Origin of the sequence: Rhizobium tropici CIAT 899, from assembly GCF_000330885.1 — a bacterium.
Classification (GTDB): Bacteria; Pseudomonadota; Alphaproteobacteria; order Rhizobiales; family Rhizobiaceae; genus Rhizobium; species Rhizobium tropici.
In genome coordinates, this window is record NC_020059.1 from 3,721,272 (window position 1) to 3,738,977 (window position 17,706).

16 protein-coding genes and 2 pseudogenes are annotated in these 17,706 nt (G+C 53.1%); 1 reads left to right on the top strand and 17 read right to left on the bottom strand.

Going from position 1 to position 17,706, the window contains the following annotated elements; translation table 11 throughout:
• Nucleotides 1-43: 43 nt before the first annotated feature.
• From RTCIAT899_RS18100 to RTCIAT899_RS18150, 13 genes and pseudogenes are all read right to left on the bottom strand, one after another.
• Nucleotides 44-907, bottom strand: coding sequence for a glycosyltransferase family 2 protein (locus RTCIAT899_RS18100; RefSeq protein ID WP_015341686.1), 864 nt, complete (start codon nucleotides 905-907; stop codon nucleotides 44-46).
• Between the two features lie 51 nt (nucleotides 908-958).
• Nucleotides 959-1,864 carry a glycosyltransferase family 2 protein gene (locus RTCIAT899_RS18105; protein WP_135488247.1) on the bottom strand — a complete coding sequence of 302 codons (906 nt, stop codon included), beginning with the start codon at nucleotides 1,862-1,864 and terminating at the stop codon, nucleotides 959-961.
• The gene (locus tag RTCIAT899_RS18110; protein WP_015341688.1) at nucleotides 1,857-3,239 is read right to left on the bottom strand and encodes an ABC transporter ATP-binding protein; all 1,383 of its coding nucleotides are present in this window, start codon (nucleotides 3,237-3,239) and stop codon (nucleotides 1,857-1,859) included. The genes RTCIAT899_RS18105 and RTCIAT899_RS18110 overlap by 8 nt, the downstream gene beginning before the upstream one ends.
• A complete protein-coding gene (locus RTCIAT899_RS18115) occupies nucleotides 3,229-4,059 on the bottom strand; it encodes an ABC transporter permease (protein WP_015341689.1) in 831 nt (276 codons plus the stop codon). The genes RTCIAT899_RS18110 and RTCIAT899_RS18115 overlap by 11 nt, the downstream gene beginning before the upstream one ends.
• Nucleotides 4,060-5,202, bottom strand: a complete 1,143-nt coding sequence (locus tag RTCIAT899_RS18120; RefSeq protein WP_015341690.1) for a glycosyltransferase family 4 protein — start codon at nucleotides 5,200-5,202, stop codon at nucleotides 4,060-4,062.
• The gene (locus RTCIAT899_RS18125; RefSeq protein WP_015341691.1) at nucleotides 5,181-6,053 is read right to left on the bottom strand and encodes an NAD-dependent epimerase/dehydratase family protein; all 873 of its coding nucleotides are present in this window, start codon (nucleotides 6,051-6,053) and stop codon (nucleotides 5,181-5,183) included. The genes RTCIAT899_RS18120 and RTCIAT899_RS18125 overlap by 22 nt, the downstream gene beginning before the upstream one ends.
• Nucleotides 6,050-6,775, bottom strand: a complete 726-nt coding sequence (locus RTCIAT899_RS34565; protein ID WP_425281487.1) for a class I SAM-dependent methyltransferase — start codon at nucleotides 6,773-6,775, stop codon at nucleotides 6,050-6,052. Before RTCIAT899_RS34565 ends, RTCIAT899_RS18125 begins: the two co-directional genes overlap by 4 nt.
• Nucleotides 6,776-6,841: 66 nt before the next feature.
• Nucleotides 6,842-7,171, bottom strand: a pseudogene (locus RTCIAT899_RS34570) (acyltransferase); the annotation flags it as partial.
• A gap of 927 nt (nucleotides 7,172-8,098) precedes the next feature.
• A pseudogene (locus RTCIAT899_RS34575) lies at nucleotides 8,099-8,482 on the bottom strand (glycosyltransferase family 2 protein); the annotation flags it as partial.
• 105 nt (nucleotides 8,483-8,587) lie between these two features.
• Entirely contained in the window at nucleotides 8,588-9,343 is a 756-nt protein-coding gene (locus RTCIAT899_RS18135; protein WP_015341693.1) for a glycosyltransferase family 2 protein, read from the bottom strand.
• 1 nt (nucleotide 9,344) lies between these two features.
• The gene (gene fcl / locus RTCIAT899_RS18140; protein ID WP_015341694.1) at nucleotides 9,345-10,280 is read right to left on the bottom strand and encodes a GDP-L-fucose synthase; all 936 of its coding nucleotides are present in this window, start codon (nucleotides 10,278-10,280) and stop codon (nucleotides 9,345-9,347) included.
• Nucleotides 10,281-10,283: 3 nt separating this feature from the next.
• A complete protein-coding gene (gmd, locus tag RTCIAT899_RS18145) occupies nucleotides 10,284-11,366 on the bottom strand; it encodes a GDP-mannose 4,6-dehydratase (protein ID WP_015341695.1) in 1,083 nt (360 codons plus the stop codon).
• A gap of 1,056 nt (nucleotides 11,367-12,422) precedes the next feature.
• Entirely contained in the window at nucleotides 12,423-13,541 is a 1,119-nt protein-coding gene (locus RTCIAT899_RS18150; protein WP_015341696.1) for a glycosyltransferase family 4 protein, read from the bottom strand.
• Nucleotides 13,542-13,725: 184 nt separating this feature from the next.
• Here RTCIAT899_RS18150 and RTCIAT899_RS18155 point away from each other — a divergent pair, with 184 nt between their 5' ends.
• A complete protein-coding gene (locus RTCIAT899_RS18155; RefSeq protein WP_015341697.1) occupies nucleotides 13,726-14,094 on the top strand; it encodes a phosphomannose isomerase type II C-terminal cupin domain in 369 nt (122 codons plus the stop codon).
• 13 nt (nucleotides 14,095-14,107) lie between these two features.
• Here the strand turns inward: RTCIAT899_RS18155 and rfbC are convergent, their stop codons facing one another.
• From rfbC to rfbB, 4 genes are all read right to left on the bottom strand, one after another.
• Nucleotides 14,108-14,656 (bottom strand): dTDP-4-dehydrorhamnose 3,5-epimerase, encoded by a 549-nt coding sequence (gene rfbC, locus RTCIAT899_RS18160; RefSeq protein WP_015341698.1) that lies wholly within the window; start codon nucleotides 14,654-14,656, stop codon nucleotides 14,108-14,110.
• Between the two features lie 56 nt (nucleotides 14,657-14,712).
• On the bottom strand, nucleotides 14,713-15,600 hold the full coding sequence (gene rfbA, locus RTCIAT899_RS18165; protein WP_015341699.1) for a glucose-1-phosphate thymidylyltransferase RfbA: 888 nt from the start codon (nucleotides 15,598-15,600) through the stop codon (nucleotides 14,713-14,715).
• A gap of 85 nt (nucleotides 15,601-15,685) precedes the next feature.
• Complete coding sequence (gene rfbD / locus RTCIAT899_RS18170; protein WP_015341700.1) at nucleotides 15,686-16,588, bottom strand: dTDP-4-dehydrorhamnose reductase; 903 nt, start codon at nucleotides 16,586-16,588, stop codon at nucleotides 15,686-15,688.
• The gene (rfbB, locus tag RTCIAT899_RS18175) at nucleotides 16,585-17,652 is read right to left on the bottom strand and encodes a dTDP-glucose 4,6-dehydratase (protein ID WP_015341701.1); all 1,068 of its coding nucleotides are present in this window, start codon (nucleotides 17,650-17,652) and stop codon (nucleotides 16,585-16,587) included. The genes rfbD and rfbB overlap by 4 nt, the downstream gene beginning before the upstream one ends.
• Nucleotides 17,653-17,706: the final 54 nt, after the last annotated feature.

The window sequence follows — 17,706 nt, forward strand, 5'->3', positions numbered from 1 at the left end:
ATTTCGGCAGCTAGCGGTCATAGAGTGTGACCTTGCATTGATTTCAAAACATCCTTGAAATTATGTTTCTAAGGCGCCGAAGATATCGGTGCCTGCCTGCGGCTTTTGTCTCTACTGCCGGAAAGGCTTCCTGCAGCGCAGTTACAAAAAGTACTGACTCGTGGCCATACTTTCGCAGTATCTGCTCAATCCGACTGGTTTCTCCCCAGCCCCTCACGCCATACAGAAGATACTTCGCTTCCTCTTTCAACAAAAAGGGAAAGTTACGTTGGATGACACTGCAGGCCTCCGCTATGATTTCTTCCGGATTGGTCGACGACGTGCCCTCTGTTCCAAACTCGACGAAGACCTGTTCAACCTTGCGGCATGATATATCCGATTTGATCGCGCGATGAACCCACTCCGCATCGGCACAAATTCGATAGGCTAGATCATACAACCCAACCTTCCGATAAGCCTCTTGGGAAGCGAACATTGCATTGTGACCAAATGGAATGCCGCTGATCAACGCCGCCGGCCTATATTGTTCGTCCGCCCGCAATTGCCCGTCGATCAGGGTCAAGCCTGCAACGATCTCCACCCCTCGCGAAGCATTTTCCTTCACAACCGAAAGTACGTTCGGTTTGTAGACATCGTCCGCGCCAAGAACACCGATCATTCCGCCTTGCGCGCGCGAAACACCCTTGTTGATCGCATCGTAGATGCCTCGATCGGGTTCGGAAATAATAGTAAGGTTTGTCGATGAAAAGCTCTGCACGATGGAGATTGTCGCGTCCGGCGATCCTCCATCGACGACGATGATCTCCGTGGACACGCCCTGCTGGGAAAGAACTGACTCCAGACATTGTCCGACAGTCTTTTCAGCCTTGAATGTCGGGATAACGACCGTGATATCGAACTCAGGCATATTCCGCCCCTTGCCAGTATTCTCAACTAAAAAATCGGTTAAGCCGCTCGCTCATTCGAGCGGTCTGGCATCCAGCATTACATGCCGAAACAAATAGAGTACGTGTAGCGGAAACAGGAAATACTGTGCTGAACGTCTGGTATAGCGATTCCGAACGTGCCGCATTTCCCGCTTGCCGGCTGTGAGTGCTGCCTGTGTCTTTTGGGAAGCATGAACCCTGAAGGCGCCCGTAAAAACAGGAATATGAGCGATATTCGCGCCAACAGATTGGAATTTCAGCACGAGATCCCAGTCCATCGCGAATTGCAAGGTATCGTCCAATTTTCCGCCCGCTTGTTCCCACAGGCTGCGGCGCCAGAATAAGGTTTCCTGCGGCACGTAGTCGACGACGCGCGTTACTGCGGAACTATGGGCAGGCAGCCGCCAGTGGCCGATGACGTTACTCTGCTCATCGATTATGAGGCGATCCGCGTAGAGCGCATCGACATCCGGATTGGCTTCGAAATACGCGGCCACCTGTGTCAAGGCATCCGGAAGAAGAAGATCGTCAGAATTTAGATAGGCCATGATGTCTCCGCTCGTGCGGAGGAAACCACGATTTATCGCATTGGCCTGACCAGTGTCCTTTTCATAGAAGGCCCTTAAGCGTGGATCATGGAAAGATGCAATTACCTCAGGCGTTTCATCCGCCGAGAGCGAGTCCTGTATGACATATTCGAGAAGCGGATAACTTTGTGAAAGAACACTGTTGATTGTTTCGCCGATATAACGCCCTTGATTATAGGATGGCGTCACGAGGGAAAATGTCAGCCTCGCCCGCTCGGCAACGGGCAAAACACATGTGCGCACCCCGTTCAACGGTCGTGCGTCATAAAGGTAAAATAACCCAAGCGAGATACCCAGTTTCTGCTTTAGACGGGCGACAAACCGTGAATCCCTACGCTGCTGGCTATGCATCCGAGCCCTTCCTAGCTACAGCCAAATGCGATTGTGAGGGAAGGCCCGCCAGACCGTAAAATGGTTGCGCAGTGTAGCCACCGCCGGTTTTTCCCACCACCGAGAAGCTGGTCGCCGCTGTGACCACACTATGCCGTGCGGCCGTTCCCTCCAGCTCGATGGTAGGAATGGCATTCTGCCTGGCATAAACATCTGGCGGAAAACTGGAAAAACCCAAATCGACTACATACTCACCTACCGATACGTCCAGCTTAAGCTCATGAACCACCCGAACCGCAGCACCATTGGGGATCGACCTCGGCACAGCGGCATTGGTCTGCGCCGTGTGACGCCCATGAACGACGACGCCTTTGTCCGTTCGCACGACAAACCCGCCACAGGGTGATCCGATATCACTCTGTGTCCGATATTCGGCAAGCAAATGCATCGTATCACCCTGACGAAATACGTTCTTTGCCTGGCCCGCGTCGTCTTGCATTCGAATGGCTGTACAAACGACTTTTCCATCCCCTGTCTGACGATCGGGCGCTACGCTGGAAAAGCCGTCATTTGGCCATGCGGCGGGTAGCATAATCCTATCGGCCTGCATTTCCTGGTCGTCTTCACCGATCCATGCAGTCACTTCTTTTGCCTCAGCTGGAGCACTCATATGCCCAAGCTCATAGTAACGGTTGACAGCGTCGGTGGGGTCACCACAGAAGAGTGCGTTGCCGTGATCGAGTAGCAATGCACGATCACAGTAATACATTATATCTTCAGAGCTATGCGTTACCAGGATTACCGTCGTGCCGTTCGCTTTGAGTGCGTTGAGGCGATCATAGCACTTTATGCGGAAAAAAATGTCGCCAACGGCAAGAGCTTCGTCGATGATGAGGATATCCGGGTTGATCGCGGTCTGGACTGCGAAAGCTAGCCGGACAAACATACCACTCGAATACGTCATGACGGGTCGGTCGATAAAGTCCCCAATATCCGCGAACTTTTCGATCTCAGGCATCGCTGCGGTTATGTCCGCATTCGATAGACCGAGTATCTGCGCATTAAGGCGTGCATTTTCACGCCCCGTAAACTCTGGATTGAATCCGGCGCCGAGTTCCAGCATAGCCCCTACACGACCGTTGACATGAATATGCCCGCTCGTTGGAGGTATAATACCCGATATCATCTGAAGGAGGGTCGATTTACCGCTTCCGTTACGTCCGATAATTCCAAAGAATTCTCCTTTTTTGATTTCAATATCGAGCGAATTCAAAGCGGTGAAGCGCTTGATATGGCTAGCGCCGAAAATCAGACTTCGAAGCCGCTGAGCGCTGCTGTTATAGAGACCATAACTCTTCGAAACCCCACGGCAGATAATCGCCGTCTCATAGGACATCTGCAAAACCTACTCTCAATTTCTGGAAGAAGAGATATCCCGTGACCATAATTACCGCGGCTATCAAGCAATAGATGCCAAGAACGTCGAAACTAAAATCGCCGCCGAAAATCATAGCGCGAATGGTTTCGACCGGAATGGTCAGCGGATTGAATCGCAACAGCCGGCCGAATTGTTCAGGCACCATAGTCTTCGGATAACAGATAGGGGCGGTGAAGAGCAGGATTGTGCTTAGGAACGGCGTTATCTGATTGATATCTCTGAAATAAACACCCAGCGCCGCCATGTACCAACCAATTCCGAGCGCCATACAGGCCAAGGCAAGTAAGGGGACGATGATCAGCGGAGTCCACATCGATACGTGACCGATAAAGCCGATCGAAATCAATACGACGAGTGCCAGAGCAATAGCGGCGAGAACAAGCGCGCTGAAAACGACGATCATGGGCAGAAGAGCGAGGGGAAAAACGACCTTTTTCACATACGAGGTACTGCTCGAAATGATGGCTGGGCACCGGATCAGTGCGTCCGCCAGCAAGGTGTACACACTTAGCCCCGTAAACAGAATAAGCCCTACCGGAACATTACCGTTCGAAAACGCGGCATCTTGCCATCGCACGCGCATGACGACTTGGAAGACAAACGAATATACGAGCAGAAGAAACAAGGGTTGCAGCACGAGCCAGAGAAAGCTGAACGCGGACTGCCTGAAGCGCATCGTAATGTCACGATGCACCAAGCTGTAAATCAGGCTCCGATATCGCTTAGCCTGTATCAATAACGCGAGCGGATTTCCTCTTCCTCCAAGTCCTATCGACATTCAAACGCCTCCGCTTACATTCGTGACGATATTCATAAAGCTCTCAGCGAACTCGCGTCTGCGTGCAGCGTAGTCGATGGGGATATTCTCACCAGGATCAGCGAGGCGTTGCTTGATGGCCTTCGCCAGATCCACCGGGTTGTGCGGATCGAAGAAAAGGGCATTCTCGAGAAGCTGCTCGCGGTGAACCGCAATATCCGAGGCGATAATGAATTGAGACTTCGATTTCGCTTCTTCCACGACGGTGGACCAGCCTTCGAAGAGCGACGGCTGCAACAAGGCGTTGGCCCGCTCGATAAGAACATATTGGTCTTCCTTGCTGATAAACCCGAGAAATTTAATCCGCTCTGCGAGTCCAAGCTCGGCGACCCTAGTCTTCAAATTCGTTACATGCATTGGATCTCGACGATCAAGCTCCTTTCCGGAGAAAGCGACTGTGATCTCTATCCCCTCCTGCGCAAGCAAATGCACAGCCTCGATCACCAACTTATGGTTCTTGTGCATCCAGAACTGATTTGGGCAATAGAAGAAAGTGTCAGGAAGCTGAAGACGCTTAAGTACCGATACGTGATCGCGACTATCAGGGACATTTGCTACGGCGAATTGCATCACATGTTTTGTATTTTTTGCATCTGGATAATATTTTTCGAAATCGTCTTTCGCCGCATAGCTGCTGAATAATATATTATCGAAATTATTAATATAATACAGATGCTGTTCCGTTCGATATGTGAGCTCCTCTTTCGAAAAGAGATGCGGAAGTGCCCTCTCCTGAAAATCCGGGATCCAGCAAATAGTCTTGTGCCGCTCTTTCGTATCGATGGGAAACGGGAAGATCGCATCATAGGCGATCTTCCTTTTGACGAAACGCGGCAGCAATTTCGACAGAATCCGCAGCGTCTTAAACAAACCGCCGTCGATGTCGCTTATCATTAGCGACGAGATCCAGCGCAACCTGGGATAGTTAGATGATTGAGCGACAAAATCGAACGATGCGCGGTTGTGACTTAGAATGTAAACTTCCGGCTGCCGGATTGCCGGAATGCTGTTCAGCGATGAAACCAGGTTGGAAATATAATAATTCCCTCCGGTCCAACCCTCATCGTAATTAAATGGAATTATTATTCTTGTTCTTTTAGCCATTGGGCCGTCGCCTTGATCCCATCAATGAGTGATGTTCTGTTTTCGAAGCCTAGGGCTTTCAGCGTTGTAATATTGGCGCACCAAGAATCCGGATCGCCCTCGCGTTTCTGACCTACAAAATCGGCCTGGTGCGCGCCACCCAGTTCCTTCAATAGCAATGTGACAATTTCACGGATGGAAATGGCCGTTCCGCTCGCTATATTGATGCTTTCACCGCCAAATCCGGCTCTCTCCACCACCGCCCGTATGGCTTCGCAGACATCATCGATGAAGATGAAGTCCCGCGTCTCGTCGCCGGTGCCAAACAGTTTGACTTCGGTGGAATCCCGCCATTTGCAGTAGGTGTCCCAAAGAAGCTGCTTCCGCAGGCCCGGTCCGTAGGCGGAAAAAATCCGCAACGATACGGTCTTGATGCCATAGATGCTTGAAAACTCTTGGCAAAACTGTTCAGCCGCTAACTTATGGTAGCCGTACGGCGATACGGGGTTCAGCGGCGCACTTTCCGCTATGGGAAGTGTGACAGGGCTTCCATAAACCGCCGCACTCGACAGATGAACGAACCGAGTCCCAGGACTCTCCTGCCGTATCGCAGCCAGCATTTCATAAACGCTCGCAGTATTCATCTCGAAATCGTTAAGAGGATTGCTGAATGAGCTTGGAACATGGGCTGCCCCCGAACAATTTACGCAAATATCAGGCTGGATACTCGCAAATAATTGTGTGAGACGTTGCTTCCGATCACCTCCTTGAAGCGAAGACAAGCTTACAGCTACAACCTCACCGAAGTTGGCCATGTACTCTTTTAGGTGCGAGCCTATAAAGCCGCGCGCTCCGACGATCAACGTTTTCATTTCGACCGCCCAGGTTTGACTGCTACAAAAGTGTAGGGACGTCCGGCGATATCGCGTTCATCCAACTTCTGTGCAATTTCACGAGAATGCGGTTCGTAGTTGATAGGGCTATCACCAAACTTGAGCACTTTCTCAACGACCAGACCGCTCTTCTTGATGAAATCAATATACTCTTCCACAGTGTAGGCATTTTCACCGCCATAGAATTTTTGAAACGGATGGCCTTTCAAAAATGCCTGTTTGTCGTCGGCGTCGAAAACAACGTGCTCACGGACGAAGAGCGCGGTTCCGCCCGGCTTGAGCAGATTGAAAATATTCTGAACAGCAAGATGTGGATCGGAAAAATGATGTAGGGCCTGACGGCACAGAACTGCGTCGAAGCGCTTTTCTGTCTGGTATGTAAGAATGTCAGCTCTTTCCCAGCTCAATCTGTCAAATATCGTCGGATCAATCCAAGCGCCGTGCTTGGCCATTGTCTCAACGGCATCAATACCGCCTATAGGACCCTCCCCTGGCTCGATAGCAACAACCTCATGATTTTCAAGCGCAAAGGCCACGGAACAAACGCCATTCCCGGCGCCTACGTCTAGGATGCTAGCGGGTTGCTCATACCGATCAGCGATTATTCCGGCGACCTCCCGGAATTCCTCACTATGGCGGTATCTGTGGAGCGTGTCGGCATAATCCTTATGGATGTAGCTATGCCGCAGTGTATCTCGCATCGCTGGGTCACCATGCGCTGCCGCTAGCGTATCTTCCCAATTCCACTGGCCGCGCGGCACGTAAGAAATGAAAGACGCGGGATTTCCCCCGACGATAGTGAAGGGGGCAACATCCTTGGTTACAACGGATCTCGATGCGACAACCGCGCCTCGGCCAATAGTAACACCCTTCATGATCGTCGAGCCAAATCCGATCCATGCACGATCTTCAATGACGATTGGCGCAGCCGCTACATCCTGCCAGTCCTTGAACGCGCCGTAGTGGCCCGTCTCTATGCCTGACAACCAATCGAAAGCGTCGCCGGCCCTCAACTCTGGATCAAGCGGATGGGAGTTGCTATCGATGACGGTCACATCCCAGGAAATCAAGACTTGATTGCCGATTTTGATGCCTTCCGGCTGGGTACAGATCATCATCGTCCCGTGCCCGACAGAACTGAAGTCACCGATCGAGATAGTGCCAACACCACGTTCGAATACGTAACTGCCGCCAACGAGACTGTGATTTCCAACCACAAGGTAATCACGTTGCTCAGATTGAAGACGGACATCGACCCGCGCATGCTCAAGTCTGGAACCGGTCCCCAGACGGTAGTTCAGAGCGGGAACCTGGCCGACTTCGATAAGCTGACGTGCCTGTACTCCAAAAGACCGTGTTTTACGCAAAAAACGCCGTAACAATCCAATCAGGCGATTCCTGAGGGCAAGACGCAAACGAGTGCGCCCTCCGGCCGACATCAAAAGCTTGATCCGACGTATGGTTGCCTTTTCCGGCTTCGGCACGCGGCCAGCAATAGCGCCGCGAACGAAATCTATGCGAACCGGATCGTCCAGCTTTTCAAGCAAGGCTTGGTCTTCAGGCGTAATCAGTTTTCCCAGACGCTCGACAAATTCCTGGCGGAAGGGTTCCGCGACATGTGCGTCGTAGAAGTTGCGGGGCGAGACATAAGAAGAGGCCAGTTCGCTGAACTCTTCGAATTTGCCAAAACGCTTGAAAAGATCAATGGATAGCTGCCGAACCGTCAGAAAATCGAACGCTTTGCGGTCATTGGCGTGCGTGGTCGAGCCGGGACGCTGGAAATATGCATAAGAGGCTGGAGGATAGATGAAAACCCGTTCCGCTACCAACATCAAATGAATCGCGAACGGGTGATCCTCGTAGAAGACACCCTCTGCGAATACGATACCGTGATCGAGAAGCAGTTGCCTCTTGCAAACTAGGCGCCAGGGAGGCGTATTCCAGCAGGACACGGAGGCGAACACATTTTCTTTTTCGGCTGGCTTTATGACCTTTCCAAGCAGTTCAGGCGCGATATTGGACCTCGGGATATAACGACCGTCATCATATGCGTTGACGTAGTTCAGAACAACGACGTCCGGCGAATACGCGCCCGTCACCTTCGCCACGCGCGAAACGGCACCATCGAGCAACCAATCGTCGCTGTCGACAAACCAGATATATTCGCCCCGCGCGGCCCTTACCCCTGCGTTTCTCGCGGCACCTTGCCCGTTATTAGCTTGGTTGAGCGGACGAATAGCCGAAAAACGCCGCGCCAATCCTTCGATTATCTCCGCGGAACCATCCGTAGAACCATCATTGATGATAATGATCTCGTAGTCGGAAAAGCTGTTGGCCGTGATGGATGCAACACATTTCTCCAGAAGGCTACCAGTATTGTATACCGGGATGACGAATGAAAATTTCATTTCTCAATTCCATTTCGGCTAGTGGAGCGACATCCATATCCACAAAGTCTTGAAAGCGGCCATTCTTGTGCTTGCTGCGATTTCCTGGTCAAATCCTGCCCATATTCATCGCTGGATGACATTGAAGAGGCCCTTGTACCAGACGGCATATGGCTGCGCGAGCCACCACTTTAGCGGTACGCGGCCATAGTGCTTTCTCACGGTCGTGATGGCTTCCCGGTAATGGCGCCGCCTCTGTGAACTGGTCTTTGTGAGTTCGTGTTCCCGGTTAACTGCGACGAATTTGTCGACATAGCACAACGGTCCACCGAAACGATAAAGCCGCCACCACAAGTCATAATCCATAACCATGTGAAGACTTTCGTCGAGGCCGTTCACGCCTTCCCAACACGAGCGTCTCACCAAGGTCGCGGGTTGCGAAACGATGCAACGTACCGCCATTCGCTCAACAGAAAACGGCTCGGTCCAAATGGGCCGCTTCGAGCCGGTCTTTTCTTTAACATTCCAAGCCCGGCCATAAACGGCGGGTGCCGTTGGATTCTTGTTGCAAGATTCCAAAAGCGTACGCAGTCCGTCGGGAAGAAACCAATCGTCGCTGTTAAGCCAACAGACGAAGGGCGCCCCCCCCCTAGCAATCCCTTCGTTGATGGCAGCAGCTTGCCCGCGATCATTATGACTTCGCCATCCAGCAAGCCGGTGCTCCCATCGACGAATGACGTCCAGGGAGTTGTCAGTCGAACCGCCGTCGATCACAAAAACTTCTACTGGTACGTCCTGCTCGAAGATCGAGCGCAGGGCGTGCTCCAGAAACTGCCCTTGATTGAAGGATGGAACGGCGACGGTGACAATTGCTGCAGTCATATCAGGAGCTGATGCCCTGAGACCGGAAATCGGCATAAGCCTTTGAAATGCCTTCTCGCAGCGACGTTTTCGCTTTCCAGCCAAGCTCGTTTATGCGGTCGACATTGAGAAGCTTGCGTGGCGTGCCGTCGGGCTTGGAGCGATCAAATACGATTTCTCCTGTAAAGCCGACGACATCCATGACGATTTCGGCAAGCTCCCGGATGGTCACATCGGTACCCGTGCCTATATTGAACAATCCGGCGGCAATCCCTTTCTCCATCAAGTACACGCAGGCTTCGGCCATATCGTCGACGTAGAGAAATTCTCGCATGGGTGTACCGGAGCCCCAGACTACAAATTGCGTGTCTCCACGCATCTTCGCCTCATGAGCTTTCCGGATCAGTGCTGGAAGCACATGACTCTTGCTCAAGTCATAATTGTCATTCGGCCCATACAAATTCGTGGGCATAGCCGAAACATACTGCGTCCCATATTGCGCATTAAAGCTATCACAGAGTTTTACCCCTGCGATTTTGGCGATCGCGTAAGGCTCGTTCGTCTGTTCAAGTAGCCCAGTGAGAAGATAGTCCTCCCGGATGGGCTGCGGGCAGTCACGGGGATAAATACAACTGGACCCCAAAAAGAGCATCCGGTCGACGCCGGCTTTGTGAGCCGCCCCGATAACATTGGCCTCTATCAGGAGATTCTCATAGATAAAGTCAGCTCGGTAAGTGTTGTTCGCGTGAATGCCACCCACCTTAGCTGCCGCCATGAACACATAATCCGGCTTCTCGATGGCAAAAAATTCCGTCACCGACCGTTGATTCACTAGATCGAGCTCATCGTGCGTCCTCGTCACGATGTTTGTATAGCCGTTTCCCTGAAGCTGCCTAACGATCGCGGACCCAACCATTCCGCGGTGGCCTGCTACATAAATCTTGGCATTTTTTTGCATGTTTCACTCGTGATAATCGTATGCCGAAAAGCCGTGACGCTTCACCAGCTCGTCGCGCTCCGCCGCCTTCATGTCTTCCAGCATCATCTCAGAGACCAGCTCGTTAAAAGTGATCTTCGGCGTCCACCCGAGTTTCTGCTGCGCTTTGGTGGGATCGCCCAGCAATGTTTCTACTTCCGTTGGCCGGAAATACCGCGGATCAACCGACACGATGCATTTGCCGCTTCCGTCATATCCCTTTTCGTCGACGCCTTCGCCCTTCCATGTTACGACAATCCCGATTTCGCGGGCGGCGGTGTCCACAAACTCGCGCACGCTGTATTGCACACCTGTCGCGATCACGAAATCCTCCGGCTGCTCTTGTTGAAGCATCAGCCACTGCATTTCAACATAGTCTTTCGCGTGACCCCAGTCGCGTCGCGCATCGAGGTTACCGAGATACAGGCAATCCTGGAGACCCAGCTTGATGCGGGCCAACGCGCGCGTGATCTTGCGCGTTACGAACGTCTCGCCGCGAACCGGGCTCTCATGATTAAACAGAATGCCATTACATGCGTACATGCCATACGCTTCGCGATAGTTGACCGTTATCCAGTAAGCGTAAAGTTTCGCAACTGCATAAGGCGAGCGCGGATAAAATGGAGTCGTCTCTCGCTGCGGTATCTCTTGAACCAACCCGTATAATTCCGAGGTCGAAGCTTGGTAGAAGCGCGTCTTCTTCTCAAGCTTCAAAATTCGAATGGCTTCGAGTATGCGCAATGCACCCAGAGCGTCCGAATTTGCTGTGTATTCCGGCTCCTCAAAGGAAACCGCCACATGAGATTGCGCGGCAAGATTGTATATTTCATCAGGCTGCACCTGTTGGATGATCCGCACCAAACTGGAAGAGTCGGTCATGTCACCATAGTGGAGGACAAATCGACGATCCTCATCGTGTGGATCCTGATAGAGATGATCGATGCGATCCGTGTTAAAGATCGAAGACCGCCTTTTGATACCATGAACTTCATAGCCTTTTTCAAGCAAAAGCGATGCGAGATAAGAGCCGTCTTGACCCGTTACACCAGTGATAAGCGCTTTTTTCATCTGTAGTCTACTTTCTTGATATCAACTCTTGAACTCGGTCTTTCTGATCGGTTCGCTTCGCTGGGGAATTACTGCGTCTAACGCGGCGGTGTCAACGAACGAGGCATCACGTGACATAAATCGGCTTGCCGGACATTGCGTAACGTCCGATGATAGTGCACCAGATTGCCGGATCTCATGAACAATCTAGCGTCACCTGTGAAATCACGTTCTCTGTAATCTGGAAAAAATCGTTTACTCCATCTCCATCGCTCAATCGCGCCAAGAACATAACGCCTTCATTTTGCGGAACATTCTGCACATACAGAATCACACAAAATCGAAACCACCCAATATCGCAAAAAGACAATGCCGCTCGGGCGCGATTGTGGTGGATCTAGCAAGAATGAACAAGACCGAACATCTCGTAGATAGATCCTCGGCAAACACTGATTTCTTGCGATTGTGTTCCTGAGAGTAGCGCCACCATTCGTCTTGAAGCCGCCTATCTCCGCTATCTAAGCATGCCCGTAGCATTTTCGCCGCCGAAAGAGCAACTCGGTTCGCGAATTTAACAACACGGGAGAAGCAAAAACTCAGCGTCCATCCAGAATGCGGTGATTGAGTCAACGAAATTATCCCAGGCAAAACTGCCGCGTTCATCGGGAAGTGCACTTGCCTTGGTATAAGCCAAACATCCATTTTGTCCCTCGCGCGCGTATTGGCCTTCCCCATTTCGTCTCCTCGATGCGTGCGTGCCGTCGTTTCACGCTTGAGAGCTGCCGCGGAAACTGAGCACAAATTGTCGGTCATCCTCGATCGGCGCAAAAAGCCCTTGTGGGAAATCGATGTAATAACCTCTTGTTATATGCATCAATGCTTTACGAGACATCGTGTAAATTGAAACCTTCTGGGGCTGACCAATCCGGGCCTGCGGTCCACGAGGACCGTACCCACACCGGCAAAAATCGGCTAATGTGGATTGAAGGCATTTTCGTCGATAGTGTTGAGCCAGCTACGGAGACACCGGATTCACGCACGGGCTCTCGCCAGAGTATGAATGTGGGTCGTCAATGTTCAGCTCACAATGGTGCCCGACAATTCGCAATAGAGACGATAATATTCGGAACACATCTTCTCTGCCGTAAAACACGTGAGATAGCGGTCGCGCGCCGCAGCACCCAGCACGGCAGTCTTTTGCTCGTTATCCCAGATAGACCTCATAGCGTTAGATAGAGCATCCACATCGTTGGGCGGCACCACAAACCCAGTCACTCTGTCCAGGTTGACAAAGCTTGTCCCCGTGCCGATTTCACACGAAATCATCGGCTTGCCAAACATTGCCGCTTCGACGAGAGAAAGTCCAAAGGCCTCGGAGCGAAGATGCGAGGGAAACACAAACACCGCACAAAGCTCGAGCAGAGCGATCTTGTCGTTGTCCGACAGGGATCCGAGAAAATGGATATTGTGCAGATTTTCGCCAGCAGCCTGCTTCAGTTCCGCCTCCATCGGCCCACTGCCGACGATCACGATATCAAGGCCATTGCGTTTCGCAGCCTGCAGCAGGATATGAACCCCTTTGTAATATCGCAGGACGCCAACGAATAAAAGGAAGCGATCGGGAAGCCTGCCACGCCAGCGTGCTAGCGTCAGTTCGTCTGCCTTTGGATAGTCTGCTTCATCCAGACCCAACGGAATCACCATCGTCTTTGATTTAAACCTTTTCAGGACATCACTCGACAGGAGGTAATTGGGAGACGTAGCAACAATGCGGTCGACGTTTTTCAGAAAGCGAAACATCAACGGCTTGTAGAACTGCAGCAGCACCTTCTGCTTGACGATGTCAGAATGATAGGTCACCACCGTCGGCTTGCCGGGAGGAACTGTAAGATGGACGATATCCATCACCGGCCACGGAAAGTGATAGTGGACGATATCAGCTTTCCGACTCAACTCCCGAAAACGGCCAAACACCTCGCGCGAGAAGCCAGTGGACGCGAATTCAAAATCGAGCTTGACCTTGTGAGCCATGTGGCCGTCGAATTCGACGCTGTTTTCGATCGGCGTTTCGCTCAGCGATAGAACATCAGATTCCACACCATATTTGGCGGTACCCTTGGCGATCGCGTGAATGGCCCGCTCAACCCCACCGAATGTGTCGGGCCAATATGTTTTGAAAAAATGTAAAACGCGCATTCCACTCCTGTATCGAAAAGCAATCGCTACGTCACCTGGGACACCGAAACAGGTTCGACTGGAGCGTGGAGAGTAGGCTCATTGTCGGCATCGGCGAAAAAATCTTGCTTTGCCGGCGCCGCCGGATTAATGCCGCGAATAATTTTCGGCCGGCGGCCGATTGACTTTTCGCGAGGAGATTTCGTTGAAATACGGAAGCTTTTACAAGATCGGCGACAATGATCAGCGCCCCTGGGGCACATGGCATGTGCTCGATATCGGTGATCGCCATGTCGTCAAACGCATTGTCGTAAACCCCGGCGAGCGCCTGTCGCTGCAGTATCACAACCATCGCTCCGAGCGTTGGACCGCCGTTTCAGGGCAGGGCATTGCCGAGATCGACGGAATCGAACACTCTCTGCAACTTGGGCATACGGTTGATATTCCGCTCAAGGCAACGCACCGCGCTTCATGCACCGGCGATACACCGCTGGTTTTCATCGAGATCCAATATGGTCAACTGCTTGATGAGAGCGACATCATCCGGCTCAGCGACGATTACAATCGGGTCTGATATCGAAGCCATATCAATCGAATAGCTCGCCATCCGCAAGCAGCGGCTGCCGCTGATCCTTGGCAGAAAGCGTCGGCTGACCATTGAATTTCCAATCGATAGCGATCTTCGGATCGTCCCAGCGGATGCCGCGATCGCTCTCCGGCGCGTAATAGTTGGTGGTCTTGTAGAGAAACTCGACATGGTCGCTCAATGTCAGGAAGCCATGGGCGAAGCCTTCTGGGATCCAGAGCTGACGCTTGTTTTCCGCAGACAGAAGAACGCCGACCCATTGGCCGAATGTGGGCGAGGATTTCCTGATGTCGACGGCAACATCATAGACTTCGCCAACTACAACCCGCACCAGCTTCGCCTGCGCATGCGGCGGCAGCTGATAGTGGAGACCGCGTAGGACACCCCTGCCCGACCGGCTGTGATTGTCCTGCACGAAATCGGCACTTCGGCCGATCGCTGCTTCGAACTTCGCCTGATTGAAGCTTTCGAAGAAGAAGCCGCGATCGTCTGCAAACACCGTCGGTTCGATAATCTTGACATCGGGAATAGCGGTATCGATGGCTTTCATTCGTCGTCCTGTTCGGATTGTTTGCGAGGGAGAAGCGGCGGCATAAAGCGCGTAGGTTAGAATATCTGCTCGCGCAAGATCCCAAGGAGATATTGCCCATAGGCATTCTTCTTCAGCGGGTTCGCCAGCGCCTCGACATCAGATGCACTGATCCAGCCGCTGCGATAGGCGATCTCCTCGGGGCAGGCGACCTTCAGGCCCTGCCGGTTTTCGATCGTCGCAATGTAATGGCTCGCCTCCAGCATCGATTCATGCGTTCCGGTGTCGAGCCAGGCATAGCCGCGGCCCATGGTCTGCACGTCCAGCTGTCCGGCCTGCAGATAGTGAACATTGACATCGGTGATCTCCAGCTCGCCACGCGGCGACGGACGGATGGATTTAGCGACGTCGACGACGGTTTCGTCATAGAAGTAGAGGCCGGTGACCGCATAATTGCTCTTCGGCATCTTCGGCTTTTCCTCCAGGCTGATCGCCCGGCCGCTCTGATCGAACTCGACCACGCCATAGCGATGCGGGTCCTGCACGTGATAGGCAAAGACGGTCGCCCCCGTTTCCTTGGCGCTCGCCTCGTGCAGCAATCGGGTAAAATCATGCCCGTAAAAAATGTTGTCTCCCAGAACCAGGGCAGACGGCGCGCCATCCAGAAACGTCTCGCCGATCAGGAAGGCTTGGGCCAGACCGTCGGGGCTGGGCTGAACGGCATAGTCAAGCTTTATGCCCCATTGGCTGCCATCGCCAAGCAGCTGTTCGAAACGAGGCGTATCCTGCGGCGTTGAGATGATCAGGATCTCGCGCATACCCGCCAACATCAAAGTCGTCAGCGGATAGTAGATCATCGGCTTGTCGTAGATCGGCAGGAGCTGCTTACTAACCGCAAGTGTCAGCGGATAGAGCCGTGTTCCCGATCCGCCGGCGAGTATGATTCCTTTGCGTGCCTTCGTCATGATCCTGCGTCTCGTCCTTAGTGCATCTGCCTCTGTCTCACCGGCGGGAGGACATGGTCGGAAATCATCGGCAAAATTACGGTTTTCAATTCCCTGCAGCCCGCAATCTCGCCAGAACGTCATCGACGCCCTCCTGCCAGAGAGGAAGCGCAACATCGAAGCGATCCATCAGCTTTCGACAATCCAGCCGCGAATTGGCCGGGCGCTTGGCAGGGGTCGGGTATTCAGCTGTCGATATCGGTTTCAGCGCATCGAGAGACAGCGCAAGCCTAACGTTTGCTGCCAATGCCTCACGAACGATATGCGCGGCATAACCATACCAGGAGGTGCTGCCTTGTGCGGTGAGATGATAGGTCCCCGAGAGGTCGCCTGGAGCCTGCGAGGCCATGATGCGCTCGATCACCGTGCGTGTGACATCGGCAATCAATGCCGCCGAGGTCGGCGCACCAACCTGGTCGGCAACGATGTTCAGTGCGCTTCTTTCACCGGCCAGCCGAAGAATAGTCTTCAGGAAATTGCTGCCGTGATGACCATAGACCCAGCTGGTGCGCAAAATGGCATGATGTGCGCCGGAGGCGCGCACCGCCTCTTCGCCACGCCATTTGCTTTCGCCATAGACCGACTGCGGATTGACCACATCCTCTTCCTGATAGGGATCAGCTTTCGTGCCGTCGAAGACATAGTCTGTGGAGTAATGGATGAGCAAGGCACCATTGTCCGCCGCCCAGCGCGCCAGTATCCCCGGAGCGGTAGCATTGACCGCCATGGCCAGCTCATTGTCGCTCTCGGCCCGATCCACCGCCGTATAGGCGGCGGGATTGACGATGATGCCGGGTTTATGCTCGTCGAGCGCGGCAAGGATGCTTCTTTCGCTGGCCAGATCCATTTCGGCGCGTGTCACTGCGCTTATCGTGCCGAGCGGCGCCAGGGAGCGCCGCAATTCGAAACCAACCTGCCCATTGGCGCCGGTGACCAGAATGGCGCTCACAACTCAACCTCGTACTGCTTGCCGACCCATTCACGATAGGCACCACTGGTGACGTTACGGACCCAGTCCTGGTTTTCGAGATACCAAGCGATCGTCTTGCGAATGCCGGTCTCGAAGGTTTCCGCGGGCTTCCAGCCGAGTTCGCGCTCGAGCTTGCGGGCATCGATCGCATAACGACGGTCGTGACCGGGCCGATCCTTAACGAAGGTGATCTGATCACTGTAGCGGCCGCCATCGGCCTTCGGCCTCAGCTCATCGAGGATGGCGCAGATCGTCTGCACGACATCAAGATTGGGCTTCTCGTTCCAGCCGCCGACATTATAGGTTTCACCGAGCTTGCCGACTTCCAGGACGCGGCGAATGGCGCTGCAATGATCTCGGACGTACAGCCAGTCGCGGATCTGCTGGCCATCGCCATAGATCGGCAGGTTCTTTCCCGAAAGCGCGTTCAGGATCACCAGCGGGATCAGCTTTTCCGGAAAATGGTAAGGTCCGTAATTGTTGCTGCAGTTCGTCGTCAAGACAGGTAGGCCATAAGTATGATGCCACGCCCGCACAAGATGATCGGAGGCCGCCTTGCTGGCTGAATAGGGGCTGTTCGGCTCATAGCGATTGACCTCATTGAACGGTGCATCATCCTGCGACAGCGTGCCATAGACCTCATCCGTCGAGACATGCAGAAAGCGAAAGCCTTGCTTCTCCCCGTCCGGCAAGCCATCCCAATAGCCGCGCACGGCTTCCAGCAGATTGAAGGTACCGACAATATTCGTCTGGATGAAATCGCCGGGACCGTGGATGGAGCGATCGACATGACTTTCGGCTGCGAAATTGATGACCGCGCGCGGCCGGTGCATCGACAGCAAATCGCTCACCAGCTCGCGATCGCCAATATCGCCATGCACGAACACATGGCGATCATCACCCTTCAACCCCTTCAGCGTATCCAGATTGCCGGCATAGGTCAGCTTGTCCAGATTGACGACCGTCTCGTCATGTCTCTCAAGCCAGTCAAGGACAAAGTTCCCGCCAATAAACCCGGCTCCACCTGAAACCAATATCGTCATCGAAAACCTTTCCATTTAATCATACGGCTAAATTGTCGGGACAAAATTCAAGCC